Source organism: Bacillus sp. MHSD_36, assembly GCF_030757775.1.
Classification (GTDB): domain Bacteria; phylum Bacillota; class Bacilli; order Bacillales; family Bacillaceae_G; genus Bacillus_A.
Map to the genome: position 1 here is coordinate 1 of NZ_JAVBIS010000013.1, position 14025 is coordinate 14025.

Below are 14025 nucleotides of genomic sequence, written 5' to 3' on the forward strand. Positions count from 1 at the left end.
CACGAGTCAAATGACTCGTGTTTTTTCGTGTTTTCTTTTATAATCCATAGTAATAAAAAATGTGTTTAAATAATAATAATTTTGATTAAATACAGGGGAATGTGGCTAGGATAGTGAATAAGCAAAAGAGTTGCAAATTTTATTAATACGTATATAATTAAAGTCAAAGATAGTCAAAGTCAATAAAGGTGGCGGATAAATGAGAAATATATCTGATATCATTGAGCAATATCTAAAGCAAGTTATTGACTTAAGTAATAATAATGTGATTGAAATCAAAAGAAATGAGATTGCGGATCGATTCGAGTGCGTACCATCTCAAATCAATTATGTAATCAATACCCGTTTTACGTTAGAAAGAGGATTTGTAGTAGAAAGTAAACGTGGTGGAGGAGGTTACATTCGCATTATAAAAGTCAAACTGCATGATGATATAGACATTATTGATCAAATGCTTCATATGATTGATCATAGCGTTGCGCAAGGAAATGCAGAGAGTATGATTATACGTTTAATAGAAGAGGGAATCATAACAAATCGTGAAGCTAAACTCATGTTAAGCGTACTAGATCGTTCTGTACTATCAATGGATGTTCCTTCTCGAGATGAACTTAGGGCTCGAATATTATGCGCAATGTTAAGAACACTGAAATATAAATAAATACAGCTTTTGTAAAAGAATAATAAGTAAGAAATAAGGCAGTTGAATATTGTAGAAGTTTTGAAAAAAGAACACGCACTTTTATTTAAACGAATAAAGGAAAGTGAACAATCTAGTAATGTATGAAAAGTACTATGAGATAGATCGTTCCTGTTGTAAAGGTGGGGATAGTGATGACTTGTCAAAACTGTAATATAAGACCAGCAACTTTACATTATACAAAAGTGATTAACGAAAAGAAGGCGGAAGTTCATCTTTGTGAGCAATGTGCAGAACAAAGTGGCTATACGTCTTTCTTTCAATCATCGCAGTCTAACTTTTCATTCCATGATTTATTTGCTGGGTTATTACACGGTGAATCAACAATGTTTGAAGAAGGAAAAAACGGATTTTCGAATACAAGTATATTAAGGTGTCCAGGTTGTAAGATGACATATGAGCAATTTACAAAGGTAGGACGCTTTGGATGTGCTTCTTGTTACGATACATTTAAGGAACATTTAAAGCCATTATTAAAACGTCTTCACGGCGGGCATACGGATCATTGTGGAAAAATTCCTGAACGTATAGAAGGAAATATTCACTTAAGGAAAGAATTAGATGAACTAAAACTCATTCTGAAACAATACGTACAGAAAGAGGAGTTTGAGAAAGCTGCTGGAATAAGAGATAAAATTCGAGGTCTTGAAAATCAGCTTAGTGAGCATAGAGAGGGGGAATAGTTCTATGTCACTGGACAAAATTATGAATGAAGCGATTAGTCCATGGATGAAGGGTGATGGCCCTGATTCTGATATTGTTTTAAGTAGCCGAATTCGTTTGGCCCGTAATTTTAAAGAATATCAATTCTCTACTATGCAAAACGAAGAAGAAGCGAAACAGATTCATGAATTATTTAAAAAGGAATTTATAAATAAAACGATAGAACCTTTTGGAGAGTTTGAACTATTAAAAATGAATGAGTTAACGCCTCTTCAAAGGAGAGTATTAGTTGAAAAGCATTTAATTAGCCCCAACCTTGCAGGAACAGAATATGGAGCATGCCTATTGTCAGAAAGTGAACATATTAGTGTCATGCTGAATGAAGAAGACCATATTCGGATTCAATGCTTATTTTCAGGATTGCAGTTATCAGAGGCCCTTCAAAGTGCCAATCAAATAGATAATTGGATAGAAAAAGAGGTTGAGTATGCTTTTGATGAATCACTTGGATATATTACGAGCTGTCCTACTAACGTTGGTACAGGATTGAGGGCTTCTGTAATGATTCATTTACCAGGACTCGTCTTAACAAAAAGAATTAGCCGTATCATACAAGTAATTCAAAAATTAGGGTTAGTAGTAAGAGGAATATACGGTGAAGGTAGCGAAGCGTTAGGTAATATATTTCAAGTGTCAAATCAAATGACACTAGGAAAATCTGAAGAAGATATTATTGCAGATTTAAAGAGTGTTATTCAACAAATTATACAGCAAGAAAAAATGGCGAGAGAATTAATTGTACAGAATTCAAGTATTGAGCTTGAAGACAAAGTTTATCGCTCTTATGGCATACTAGCAAACAGTCGTTTAATTCAATCTGCGGAAGCGGCCAATTGCTTATCAGATGTACGACTTGGTATTGATTTAGGATATATAAAAGGTGTGTCGAGAAATATTTTGACTGAACTAATGGTTCTTACACAACCAGGCATTTTACAACAATATGCAGGAGGGCCTTTAGGACCAGAAGAAAGAGATTATCGAAGATCAACCTTAATCCGTGAGCGATTACGTATTGAAAAAAACTAAGCGCAAGTAGGAGGCGATTTCTATGATGTTTGGAAGATTTACAGAAAGAGCACAGAAAGTATTAGCTTTATCTCAAGAGGAAGCAATTCGCATTGGGCATAATAATATTGGAACAGAACATATTTTACTTGGGCTTGTACGCGAAGGCGAAGGGATTGCAGCAAAAGCGTTAATTGCTCTTGGATTAAGCCCAGAGAAAGTTCAAAAAGAGGTAGAAGCGTTAATTGGGCGCGGAACAGAAGCTTCTCAAACTGTACATTATACACCGCGTGCTAAAAAGGTTATTGAGTTGTCTATGGATGAAGCTCGCAAATTAGGTCATTCTTACGTTGGAACAGAACATATCTTACTTGGTTTAATCCGCGAGGGTGAAGGTGTAGCAGCACGTGTTTTAAATAACTTGGGTGTTAGTCTAAATAAGGCAAGACAACAAGTATTGCAACTTCTTGGAAGTAATGAAGCAAGTTCAGGTCACCAAGGTGGTTCTTCAACAAATGCAAATACACCAACACTTGATAGCTTAGCACGTGATTTAACAGTTGTTGCACGTGAAAATCGTTTAGATCCTGTTATCGGACGTGGCAAAGAAATTCAACGTGTAATTGAAGTCTTAAGCCGTAGAACAAAAAACAACCCTGTATTAATTGGGGAACCTGGTGTAGGTAAAACGGCAATTGCAGAAGGGTTAGCACAACAAATCGTAAATAATGAAGTTCCTGAAACTTTAAGAGATAAGCGTGTTATGACGCTAGATATGGGTACAGTGGTAGCTGGAACGAAATATCGTGGTGAATTTGAAGATCGTTTGAAGAAAGTGATGGATGAAATCCGCCAAGCAGGAAATATCATTCTATTTATTGATGAACTTCATACATTAATTGGTGCAGGTGGAGCAGAAGGTGCTATTGACGCATCGAACATTTTAAAACCGTCTTTAGCTCGCGGGGAGTTACAATGTATTGGGGCGACAACGTTAGACGAATATCGCAAATATATTGAAAAAGACGCGGCTTTAGAGAGACGTTTCCAACCAATTCACGTTGATGAACCAAGCTTAGATGAATCAACTCAAATCTTGAAAGGTTTACGTGATCGTTATGAGGCACATCACCGCGTATCTATTACAGATGATGCAATTGATGCAGCTGTAAAGCTTTCAGACCGTTATATTACAGATCGTTTCTTACCAGATAAAGCGATTGATTTAATTGATGAAGCTGCTTCAAAGGTTCGCTTACGCTCGTATACAACACCACCGAATTTAAAAGAGCTGGAAGTGAAGCTTGAGGAAATTAGAAAAGAAAAAGATGCAGCTGTACAAAGTCAAGAATTTGAAAAAGCTGCTTCGTTACGTGATATGGAACAACGCTTACGTGAGAAGTTAGAAGATACGAAGCGTCAATGGAAAGAGCAACAAGGAAAAGAAAACTCAGAAGTGACAGTAGAAGATATTGCAAATGTCGTTTCTACGTGGACTCGTATCCCGGTTTCTAAACTTGCACAAACAGAGACTGATAAATTATTAAACTTAGAATCCATTCTTCATGATCGTGTTATTGGTCAAGATGAAGCGGTAGTAGCTGTAGCGAAAGCTGTTCGTCGTGCTAGAGCAGGATTGAAAGATCCGAAACGTCCAATCGGTTCATTTATTTTCTTAGGACCAACAGGTGTAGGTAAAACGGAGCTAGCAAGAGCGTTAGCAGAATCTATGTTCGGTGATGAGGATGCAATGATCCGCATCGATATGTCGGAGTACATGGAGAAGCATTCTACTTCTCGTTTAGTTGGTTCTCCTCCAGGATATGTTGGATACGAAGAAGGTGGACAGTTAACAGAGAAAGTTCGCCGTAAGCCATATTCAGTAGTCTTATTAGATGAAGTAGAGAAAGCTCATCCTGATGTGTTTAACATTCTACTACAAGTATTAGAAGATGGTCGCTTAACAGATTCTAAAGGGCGTACAGTTGACTTCCGTAATACAATTGTTATTATGACATCTAACGTTGGTGCAGAGGCGTTAAAACGTAATAAGCATCTTGGATTTAACGTCCAAGATGAGAGCCGCGATTATTCAGATATGAAAGGTAAAGTAATGGATGAATTGAAAAAGGCATTTCGTCCAGAATTCTTAAACCGTATTGATGAAATTATCGTGTTCCATATGCTTGAGAAAAAACATATTCAAGAGATTGTAACACTTATGGTAAATCAATTAGTGAACCGCTTAAAAGAGCAAGAAATTGAATTGCATTTAACAGAAGGAGCAATTTCAGCTATTGCTGATAAAGGATTTGACCGAGAGTACGGTGCTCGTCCGCTTCGTAGGGCAATTCAGAAACATGTAGAAGATAGACTATCGGAAGAACTTTTAAAAGGTGCTATTGAGAAAGGACAAAAAGTTATCTTTGATGTTGAAGGAGAATCATTTGTCATTCATAGTGCTGAAAAGGTAAAATAAGTATAGACAAACTAAGAGGGCTACGAGATAGCCCTCTTTCTTGTACGAGAAGGATAAACTGTTTATAGATGAAAGTGAAGTGAAATATAAAACGATATGGCTAAAAAGAAAACAAAATTCACATGTCAAGAGTGTGGGTATCAGTCACCGAAATATATGGGGAAATGCCCTGGATGTGGTCAATGGAATACGCTTGTTGAAGAGATGGAACCGGTTGTATCATCAAGGCGCCTTAATTATGCCAATGCAATTCAATCGGAAGTAACAAAACCAAGACGCCTAACAGAAGTAGAAACAAAGTCTGAGGCGCGTATTGAAACGAAATTCCAAGAATTTAATCGTGTACTTGGTGGCGGGATTGTAGATGGTTCCTTAGTACTTATTGGTGGAGACCCTGGGATTGGAAAATCAACGTTACTATTACAAATATCATCGCAATTAGCAGATTCTTCATATGATGTACTATATATATCGGGTGAAGAATCAGCAAAACAGATTAAACTGCGCGCGGATCGTTTACATGTAAATGGTAGTAATCTATTTGTTGTATCAGAGACTGATTTACAGCGAATTGCAGCACACATTGAAGAAGTGAATCCAGCCTTTGTTGTTATTGATTCCATCCAAACGATACATTTACCTGAGGTAACGTCAGCACCGGGAAGTGTGGCACAAGTACGTGAATGTACAGCGGAATTAATGAAACTTGCAAAAACGAAAGGGATCCCTATTTTTATCGTTGGGCATGTGACAAAAGAGGGCGCAATCGCAGGGCCTCGTATGTTAGAACATATGGTCGATGCAGTTCTTTACTTTGAAGGAGACCGTCATCATACATATCGTATTTTGCGAGCTGTGAAGAATCGTTTTGGTTCTACAAATGAAATGGGTATTTTTGAAATGAAGGAACTTGGTCTTGCGGAAGTCTTAAACCCTTCTGAAATTTTCCTTGAGGAAAGACCAGTTGGGGTTGCAGGATCGACAGTAGTTGCCTCAATGGAAGGAACACGACCAGTTTTAGTAGAAATACAAGCATTAATCTCCCCTACTAGTTTTGGAAACCCTCGAAGAATGGCAACGGGAATTGACCATAACCGTGTATCGCTTATTATGGCAGTGTTAGAAAAAAGAACAGGTTTATTATTGCAGAATCAAGACGCATATTTAAAAGTAGCAGGCGGTTTGAAGTTAGATGAACCAGCAATTGATTTAGCTGTGGCTTTAAGTATAGCTTCAAGTTTTAGAGATAAATCTACGGCACCAACCGATGCAGTAATAGGAGAAGTAGGATTAACTGGAGAAATAAGAAGGGTATCAAGAATTGAACAACGTGTACAAGAAGCAGCTAAATTAGGATTTCAACGCGCTATTATTCCTAGAAAAAATTTAGGAGGATGGACAATTCCGGATGGGATTGAGGTAGTAGGTGTATCCAATTTAGGAGAAGCGCTTCGTTTGACATTAGGAGGCTAGGCTATGGAAGAAAACAAGCAACGTGTCAAAAGTATGATTAATATTTTACAACTTGTGGCCCCAGGAACACCACTGCGCGAAGGGATAGATAATGTACTTCGCGCACAAACAGGGGGATTAATTGTTCTTGGATATAATGAACAAATTAAAAGTATTGTTGATGGCGGGTTTCATATTAATTGTGCATTCTCTCCCGCTAGTTTATACGAATTAGCAAAAATGGATGGAGCACTTATTTTAAATGAAACTGGAAGTAAAATTTTGATTGCGAACGCACAGTTAGTTCCAGAGTCATCTATTGACTCTATTGAGACTGGTATGCGCCATCGAACGGCGGAGCGTGTAGCAAAGCAGACAGGTAGCCTTGTAGTGGCTATTTCACAAAGACGTAACGTAATTACGCTTTATCAAGGAAATTTACGTTATACACTAAAAGATATAGGTGTTATTTTAACAAAGGCAAACCAAGCTATTCAAACGTTAGAAAAATATAAGGCTGTATGGAATGATGGGATTACGAATTTGGGCATTCTAGAATTTGAAGAGGTCGTTACAATGTCCGAAGTAGTTCATGTTTTACATAGTGTTGAAATGGTACTACGTATTAAAAATGAAATATTGAGCTATATCCATGAACTGGGGACAGAAGGTAGGTTAATTCGTTTACAACTTACGGAACTACTAGCCGATTTAGAAGCAGAGGCAGCGCTATTAATTAAAGATTACTATCAAGAGAAAACACAAGATCATCATCAAATATTGAAAAAATTACAAGAACTTGCAAATGCACAACTTCTAGAGGATAGCGATTTAGTTAAATTGCTCGGATACCCAGGACAAACAAGTTTAGAAGAAAGTGTGACACCGAGAGGATATCGAATCACTAGCAAGATTTCACGTGTTCCACCACTTATCATTGAAAATTTAATTAATCGATTTAAAACCTTACAAGGTGTTTGTCGGGCGACTATTAATGAATTAGATGATGTGGAAGGAATTGGGGAAGTCAGGGCGAAGAAAATACGAGAAGGCCTAAAAAGAATTCAAGAGCATCTCTATATGAGTAGACACAATTAAGAATATTACATTGATTCCATAATATAACGACACTAGAACATTTTTGTTATAAGATATGATATATTGGTAAATAAAACTATTTATAAAAAAACACGTCCGCTTTTGCATTCGGCGTTTTGATTAGCGAAACAATGGTTAATAATGAGTAGGAGGTGGTTGGATGTTAAAACGGATTGTACAGCTCTTCTTTTTAGTAATCGGGGGAGCGTTAGGGATTTATTTAATCCCAAAAGTTATTAATGTATTAGACATCGGTGCCGTTCCTTTATTGGAAGGATCGTATGTTCGTGCAATTATTGGTGCAATTATTTTATTTTTAACAACATTTTGGCTTGTAGATTATATTGTTCAACTTATTAAGCATATTGAAGAGGCTCTTGTAAAAGCGCCTGTAGCGGATGTTTTATTTGGTACATTAGGTTTAATCTCGGGGCTTATTGTTGCGTATTTAATTTTAATACCAATTCGTGAATTTACAATTCCAGTTATTAGTACGGTGTTGCAAGTGTTCTTCACTCTTTTACTAGGATATTTAGGATTCCAAGTAGGGTTTAAAAAGAGGAATGAATTGCTAGGATTATTTACATTACCACAACGTGGGAAGAAGAAAAATAATAATAGTGAGAATGAAGAGCCAGAAAATGAGGCAGAAGAATCTTTAGCGCATTGGAAAATTCTTGATACGAGTGTAATTATCGATGGGCGTATTGCTGATATTTGCCAAACAAAGTTCTTAGAAGGAACAATTGTCATTCCACAATTCGTGTTAGAAGAACTTCAGCACATTGCCGATTCTTCCGATGCTTTAAAGCGTAATCGTGGTCGCAGAGGATTAGACATTTTAAACCGTATTCAAAAAGAGATGCCGATTCCGGTAGAGATTTATGAAGGCGATTTCGAGGATATTCAAGAAGTGGATAGCAAACTTGTAAAGTTGGCGAAAATCACTGGTGGAACAGTAGTAACGAATGATTTCAACTTAAACAAAGTTTCTGAATTACAAGGGGTAACGGTGTTAAACATTAACGATTTAGCTAATGCAATTAAACCTGTTGTACTCCCAGGTGAAGAACTAAGTGTTTATGTTGTAAAAGATGGAAAAGAACAAAATCAAGGTGTTGCATATTTAGATGACGGCACGATGATTGTAGTAGAAGACGGTAGAGAATATGTAGGCTCACAACTCGATGTACTCGTTACGAGTGTGTTACAAACATCGGCGGGTCGTATGATTTTCGCCAAACGTAAGTTATTAGAAAAAGCATTATAAGTAGAGGGTTATTAATATGTATACATTAATTATTCCAGCAGCTGGTCAAGGAAAGCGGATGGGTGCTGGCAAAAATAAGTTGTTTTTACTTATTAATGAAGTGCCGATTATTGTGCATACGTTACGTGCTTTTGAAAAGGATAAGGCGTGTAAAAATATTATTATGGCAATTAATGAAGAAGAGCGTCCGTATTTTGAAGAGTTAATGCAGAAGTATCCGATTGAAAAGCCAGTACAATTTATTCAAGGTGGAGCCGAAAGACAAGATAGTGTGTATAACGCGATTCAGCATACGAGTGGTGTTGAGTATGTTCTTGTACATGATGGGGCACGCCCGTTCATAACGAATAAAGTGATTCAAAATGTATTAACTGCAGCAGAAAAATATGGAGCTTCCATTTGTGCGGTGCCAGTAAAAGATACCGTTAAGAAAGTAGAGCAGGGTGTCGTTGTCGAAACGGTAGAGAGATCTCAGCTTAAAGCTGTACAAACACCGCAAGGGTTCTCTGTTTCTCTTTTATTAGAAGCTCATAGGAGCGCGAAACAGAGTTGTTTCCTTGGTACAGATGATGCAAGTCTCATAGAACGTATTGGGAAGCAAGTAGGTGTAGTAGAGGGGAGTTACTATAATATTAAAGTAACGACTCCAGAGGATTTACTAATTGCTGAAAGTTTTCTTCACGTTCAAAAGAAATGATAACAATGATTATAGCGAAGAAAAGCTCGGCAAAGGCCGGGCTTTTCTTTATAAGGATAGCGATATAATATAGAATCATAAAGCTCAGTAGTTTAGCTTGAGGAGGATGTAAAAAATGTTTCGAATTGGACAAGGTTTTGATGTGCATGAATTCGCGGAAGGTAGACCGTTAATTATTGGTGGAATCACAATTCCCCATGAGAAAGGATTAATTGGTCACTCTGATGCAGACGTATTGTTACATACGATTGCGGACGCATGCTTAGGTGCAATTGCAGCAGGAGATATCGGAAAACATTTCCCTGATACAGACCCTGCCTTTAAAGATGCTGATTCAGCTGTATTACTGCAAAAGGTTTGGGAATTTGTGCGTGAACAAGGGTATGAATTAGGGAATTTAGATTGTACAATTATTGCTCAAAAGCCAAAAATGGCACCACATATTGAAAGCATGCGTAAACGCATTAGTGAGCTATTAGAAACGTCTATTGATAATATTAATGTAAAGGCAACAACAACAGAAAAATTAGGATTTACAGGTAGAGAAGAAGGAATTGCTTCTCAAGCAGTTGTTTTATTGCAGAAAAAATAATGGTTTTTAATTCGTAAGATGGATAATCACATTTTTTTGGTGTACAATTATAGAATGTGTTGACATTAAGAATGGAAGGTGTACCAATTATGGAAAAGCAAGTGAGAGTGCGCTATGCGCCAAGTCCAACAGGACACTTACATATCGGAAATGCGCGTACGGCATTATTTAATTATTTATTTGCTCGTCATCAAGATGGTAAGTTTATTATTCGTATTGAAGATACTGATGTAAAACGTAATGTTGCAGGTGGAGAAGAAAGCCAATTAAAATACTTGAAATGGCTCGGTATGGACTGGGATGAAGGTGTTGATGTTGGTGGTGAATTTGGACCATATCGTCAAACAGAGCGTTTAGATATTTATAAAAAGTTATATGAAGATTTATTAGAGCGTGGTTTAGCTTACAAATGTTATATGACAGAAGAAGAGTTAGAAGCAGAACGTGAAGGACAAATCGCTCGTGGTGAAACACCTCGTTATGCAGGTAACCACCGTGATTTAACTGAAGCACAAGTGAAAGAATTTGAAGCTGAGGGACGTATTCCAAGTATTCGTTTCCGTGTACCAGCTGACCGTGATTACACATTTAAAGATATCGTAAAAGATGAAGTTGCATTCCATTCAAATGATTTCGGTGATTTTGTTATCGTGAAAAAAGATGGAATTCCAACTTATAACTTTGCGGTAGCAGTAGATGATCACTTAATGGAAATTACACACGTACTTCGTGGTGATGACCACATTTCAAACACGCCAAAACAAATGATGATTTATGAAGCTTTCGGCTGGGATATCCCACAATTCGGTCACATGACTTTAATTGTAAATGAAAGCCGTAAAAAATTAAGTAAGCGTGATGAATCTATTATTCAATTTATTGAGCAATATAAAGAGCTTGGATATCTTCCAGAAGCAATCTTTAACTTTATTGCATTACTAGGTTGGTCGCCAGTAGGAGAAGAAGAAATCTTCTCTCAAGAAGAGTTTATCAAAATGTTCGATGCAGCTCGTTTATCAAAATCACCTGCATTATTTGATTCTCAAAAACTAAAATGGATGAACAACCAATATATGAAAAAGCAAGATTTAGATACGGTAGTAGAATTAAGCTTACCGCATCTAGTGAAAGCTGGACGTATAGGTGAAACTTTAAGTGAACAAGAACAAGCTTGGATTCGTGATGTAATTGCGTTATATCATGAACAAATGAGCTTTGGAGCTGAAATTGTAGAGCTTTCTGAAATGTTCTTCAAAGATCATGTTGATTATGAAGAAGAAGGACAAGAAGTATTAAAAGGTGAACAAGTACCAGAAGTACTTCGTGCATTTGCTGGTCAAGTAGAAGCGCTAGAAGCGATGGAACCAGCAGCAATTAAGGCGGCTATTAAAGCAGTTCAAAAGGAAACAGGTCATAAAGGTAAAAACTTATTTATGCCAATCCGTGTTGCAACTACTGGTCAAACACATGGCCCAGAGCTTCCGAATGCTATTGCACTTCTTGGAAAAGAAAAAGTTTTAAATCGTCTACAAAAAGTAATTGGTTAACATTTTCTAGGTTTAGAAATATAATAAGTATACTTAAAACCTAATAAGGAAAAGCGACGAGAAGGAGAAGTAGAAAATCAGGCTTTTTACAGAGAGAACCACCTTTAGGCTGGAAGTGGTTTATAAGCGGATTTTTGAAATGCCCCTTCGAGTCTTCTGCTGAACAGCAAATTGTTTTGTAAAGTAAGCAGAAGCGGTTTACACCGTTATCATAGATGAGTTTGAGGCTTTTTTAGCCTAAACAGAGTGGAACCGCGCTTATAAGGCGTCTCTGTCAATATGACAGAGGCGTCTTTTTTTATACCGTAAAACTGGGTGTGGGTATAAGTTTTATCCGCGTGTATAAAGATTTAGGGAGATAAGTAGGGAGTTAGTTCACTCGAAAAAGCAGCCCATAAAGGGGAGGGAACGTCGATGTTTAAGAGGCTTCGAGAAGATATTGAAGTCGTGTTTGAACAGGATCCAGCGGCAAGAAGTTACTTCGAAGTCATTTTGACTTATTCTGGATTACATGCAGTTTGGGCCCATCGAATTGCACATGCTTTTTATAAAAAGAATTTCTTCTTTATGGCACGTTGGATCTCACAAGTTAGTCGTTTCTTTACTGGCATTGAGATTCATCCAGGAGCAACAATTGGTCGTCGTTTTTTCATAGACCATGGAATGGGGGTTGTAATTGGAGAAACGTGCGAAATTGGTGATAATGTAACGATCTATCAAGGGGTTACATTAGGTGGTACGGGTAAAGAAAAAGGAAAGAGGCACCCTACAATTCAGGATAATGTATTAATTGCAACGGGTGCTAAAGTACTAGGCTCTATTACAGTTGGAGAGAATTCTAAAATTGGAGCAGGTTCTGTCGTATTAAAAGAAGTCCCTGCACATTCTACAGTTGTAGGTATACCTGGCCGAGTCGTTATTCAAAATGGAGTAAAGATTGGTCAAGATTTAAATCATTCTGACCTTCCGGATCCAATTTTTGATAAATTAAAGGTTATGGAAGTAGAACTTGATAAATTAAAAAAACAACTTGAAGTAAAGGTAGAAAGGGAGGATAAAAATGACTATTCACATTTATAATACGTTAACACGTCAAAAGGAAGAGTTTACTCCATTAGAAGAAAATAAGGTAAAGATGTACGTATGCGGACCTACAGTTTATAACTACATTCACATTGGGAATGCCAGACCACCTATGGTATTTGATACGGTCCGCCGTTATTTAGAATATAAAGGGTACGATGTACAGTACGTATCTAACTTTACTGACGTAGATGATAAATTAATTAAAGCAGCAAATGAATTAGGTGAAGATGTGCCAACCATTGCTGACCGTTTCGTTGAAGCGTATTTTGAAGATGTAACGGCGCTAGGTTGCAAGCATGCAACAGTACACCCGCGTGTAACGGAAAATATGGATATCATTATTGAATTTATTCAAGAACTTGTGAATAAAGGATATGCATATGAATCAGAAGGGGATGTGTACTTTAGAACGAAGGAATTCGAAGGGTACGGTAAATTATCTCATCAACCAATCGCAGACTTACGTCACGGTGCGCGCATTGAAGTAGGGGAGAAGAAACAAGACCCACTTGATTTTGCTTTATGGAAAGCTGCGAAAGAAGGAGAAATCTTCTGGGAGAGCCCTTGGGGGCAAGGTCGTCCAGGCTGGCATATCGAATGCTCGGCAATGGCGCGTAAATACCTAGGAGACACAATTGATATTCATGCTGGTGGGCAAGACTTGGCTTTTCCTCATCATGAGAATGAAATCGCGCAATCTGAGGCGTTAACAGGAAAAACATTTGCACGTTATTGGATGCACAATGGATATATTAATATTAATAATGAGAAGATGTCTAAGTCACTTGGGAACTTCATTTTAGTTCACGATATCATTAAGCAATATGATCCACAGTTAATTAGATTCTTTATGCTATCAGTACATTATCGTCACCCAATTAATTTCAGTGAAGAGTTATTACAAAGCACAAATAACGGACTGGAAAGAATTAAAACGGCTTACGGTAACTTAAAACACCGTATGGAAAGTAGTACGGATTTAACAGATCATAATGAGAAATGGTTAGCTGAACTGGAGAAATTCCAGACTGCATTTGAAGAAGCGATGGATGATGACTTCAATACTGCTAATGCAATCACTGAATTATATAATGTAGCCAATCATGCAAATCAATATTTACTGGAAGAACATACGTCTACAGTGGTAATTGAAGCATACGTAAAACAGCTTGAAACATTATTTGATATTTTAGGATTGGAATTAGCGCAAGAAGAGTTACTTGATGAAGAAATTGAGGCACTTATTCAAAAACGTATTGAAGCTCGTAAAAATCGTGATTTTGCATTGTCAGATCAAATTCGCGATGATTTAAAAGACCGTAACATTATTTTAGAAGATACCGCTCAAGGTACAAGATGGAAAAGAGGATAAG

General features: G+C 37.2%; 12 protein-coding genes and 1 other annotated feature. All 12 genes read left to right on the forward strand.

The genetic code is table 11. From position 1 onward, the window contains the following. Positions 1-199 precede the first annotated feature (199 nt). Positions 200-661, forward strand: a complete 462-nt coding sequence (gene ctsR / locus Q9B79_RS25385) for a transcriptional regulator CtsR (RefSeq protein ID WP_001244563.1) — start codon at positions 200-202, stop codon at positions 659-661. A gap of 173 nt (positions 662-834) precedes the next feature. Further along, a complete protein-coding gene (gene mcsA, locus Q9B79_RS25390; RefSeq protein ID WP_306188674.1) occupies positions 835-1383 on the forward strand; it encodes a protein-arginine kinase activator protein McsA in 549 nt (182 codons plus the stop codon). Positions 1384-1387: 4 nt separating this feature from the next. Further along, the gene (mcsB, locus tag Q9B79_RS25395) at positions 1388-2452 is read left to right on the forward strand and encodes a protein-arginine kinase McsB (RefSeq protein ID WP_306188676.1); all 1065 of its coding nucleotides are present in this window, start codon (positions 1388-1390) and stop codon (positions 2450-2452) included. A gap of 22 nt (positions 2453-2474) precedes the next feature. Next, positions 2475-4910 (forward strand): ATP-dependent protease ATP-binding subunit ClpC, encoded by a 2436-nt coding sequence (clpC, locus tag Q9B79_RS25400; protein WP_000971179.1) that lies wholly within the window; start codon positions 2475-2477, stop codon positions 4908-4910. 96 nt (positions 4911-5006) lie between these two features. Further along, positions 5007-6383, forward strand: coding sequence for a DNA repair protein RadA (radA, locus tag Q9B79_RS25405; protein WP_001085207.1), 1377 nt, complete (start codon positions 5007-5009; stop codon positions 6381-6383). A 3-nt stretch (positions 6384-6386) separates the two neighbouring features. After that, positions 6387-7460: a DNA integrity scanning diadenylate cyclase DisA gene (disA, locus tag Q9B79_RS25410; RefSeq protein ID WP_078418158.1), complete on the forward strand. Its 1074-nt coding sequence runs from the start codon at positions 6387-6389 to the stop codon at positions 7458-7460. A 160-nt stretch (positions 7461-7620) separates the two neighbouring features. Then, the gene (locus tag Q9B79_RS25415; protein ID WP_098669548.1) at positions 7621-8730 is read left to right on the forward strand and encodes a PIN/TRAM domain-containing protein; all 1110 of its coding nucleotides are present in this window, start codon (positions 7621-7623) and stop codon (positions 8728-8730) included. A gap of 16 nt (positions 8731-8746) precedes the next feature. After that, a complete protein-coding gene (ispD, locus tag Q9B79_RS25420; RefSeq protein ID WP_306188681.1) occupies positions 8747-9427 on the forward strand; it encodes a 2-C-methyl-D-erythritol 4-phosphate cytidylyltransferase in 681 nt (226 codons plus the stop codon). Positions 9428-9542: 115 nt separating this feature from the next. Further along, complete coding sequence (ispF, locus tag Q9B79_RS25425) at positions 9543-10019, forward strand: 2-C-methyl-D-erythritol 2,4-cyclodiphosphate synthase (RefSeq protein WP_000488386.1); 477 nt, start codon at positions 9543-9545, stop codon at positions 10017-10019. An 89-nt stretch (positions 10020-10108) separates the two neighbouring features. Continuing rightward, positions 10109-11566, forward strand: a complete 1458-nt coding sequence (gene gltX / locus Q9B79_RS25430) for a glutamate--tRNA ligase (protein ID WP_000415154.1) — start codon at positions 10109-10111, stop codon at positions 11564-11566. Between the two features lie 47 nt (positions 11567-11613). Then, positions 11614-11842, forward strand: a binding site (T-box leader). Between the two features lie 138 nt (positions 11843-11980). After that, positions 11981-12646 (forward strand): serine O-acetyltransferase, encoded by a 666-nt coding sequence (gene cysE, locus Q9B79_RS25435; protein WP_306188687.1) that lies wholly within the window; start codon positions 11981-11983, stop codon positions 12644-12646. Then, positions 12627-14024, forward strand: coding sequence for a cysteine--tRNA ligase (gene cysS / locus Q9B79_RS25440; RefSeq protein ID WP_306188688.1), 1398 nt, complete (start codon positions 12627-12629; stop codon positions 14022-14024). Before cysE ends, cysS begins: the two co-directional genes overlap by 20 nt. Position 14025 lies beyond the last annotated feature (1 nt).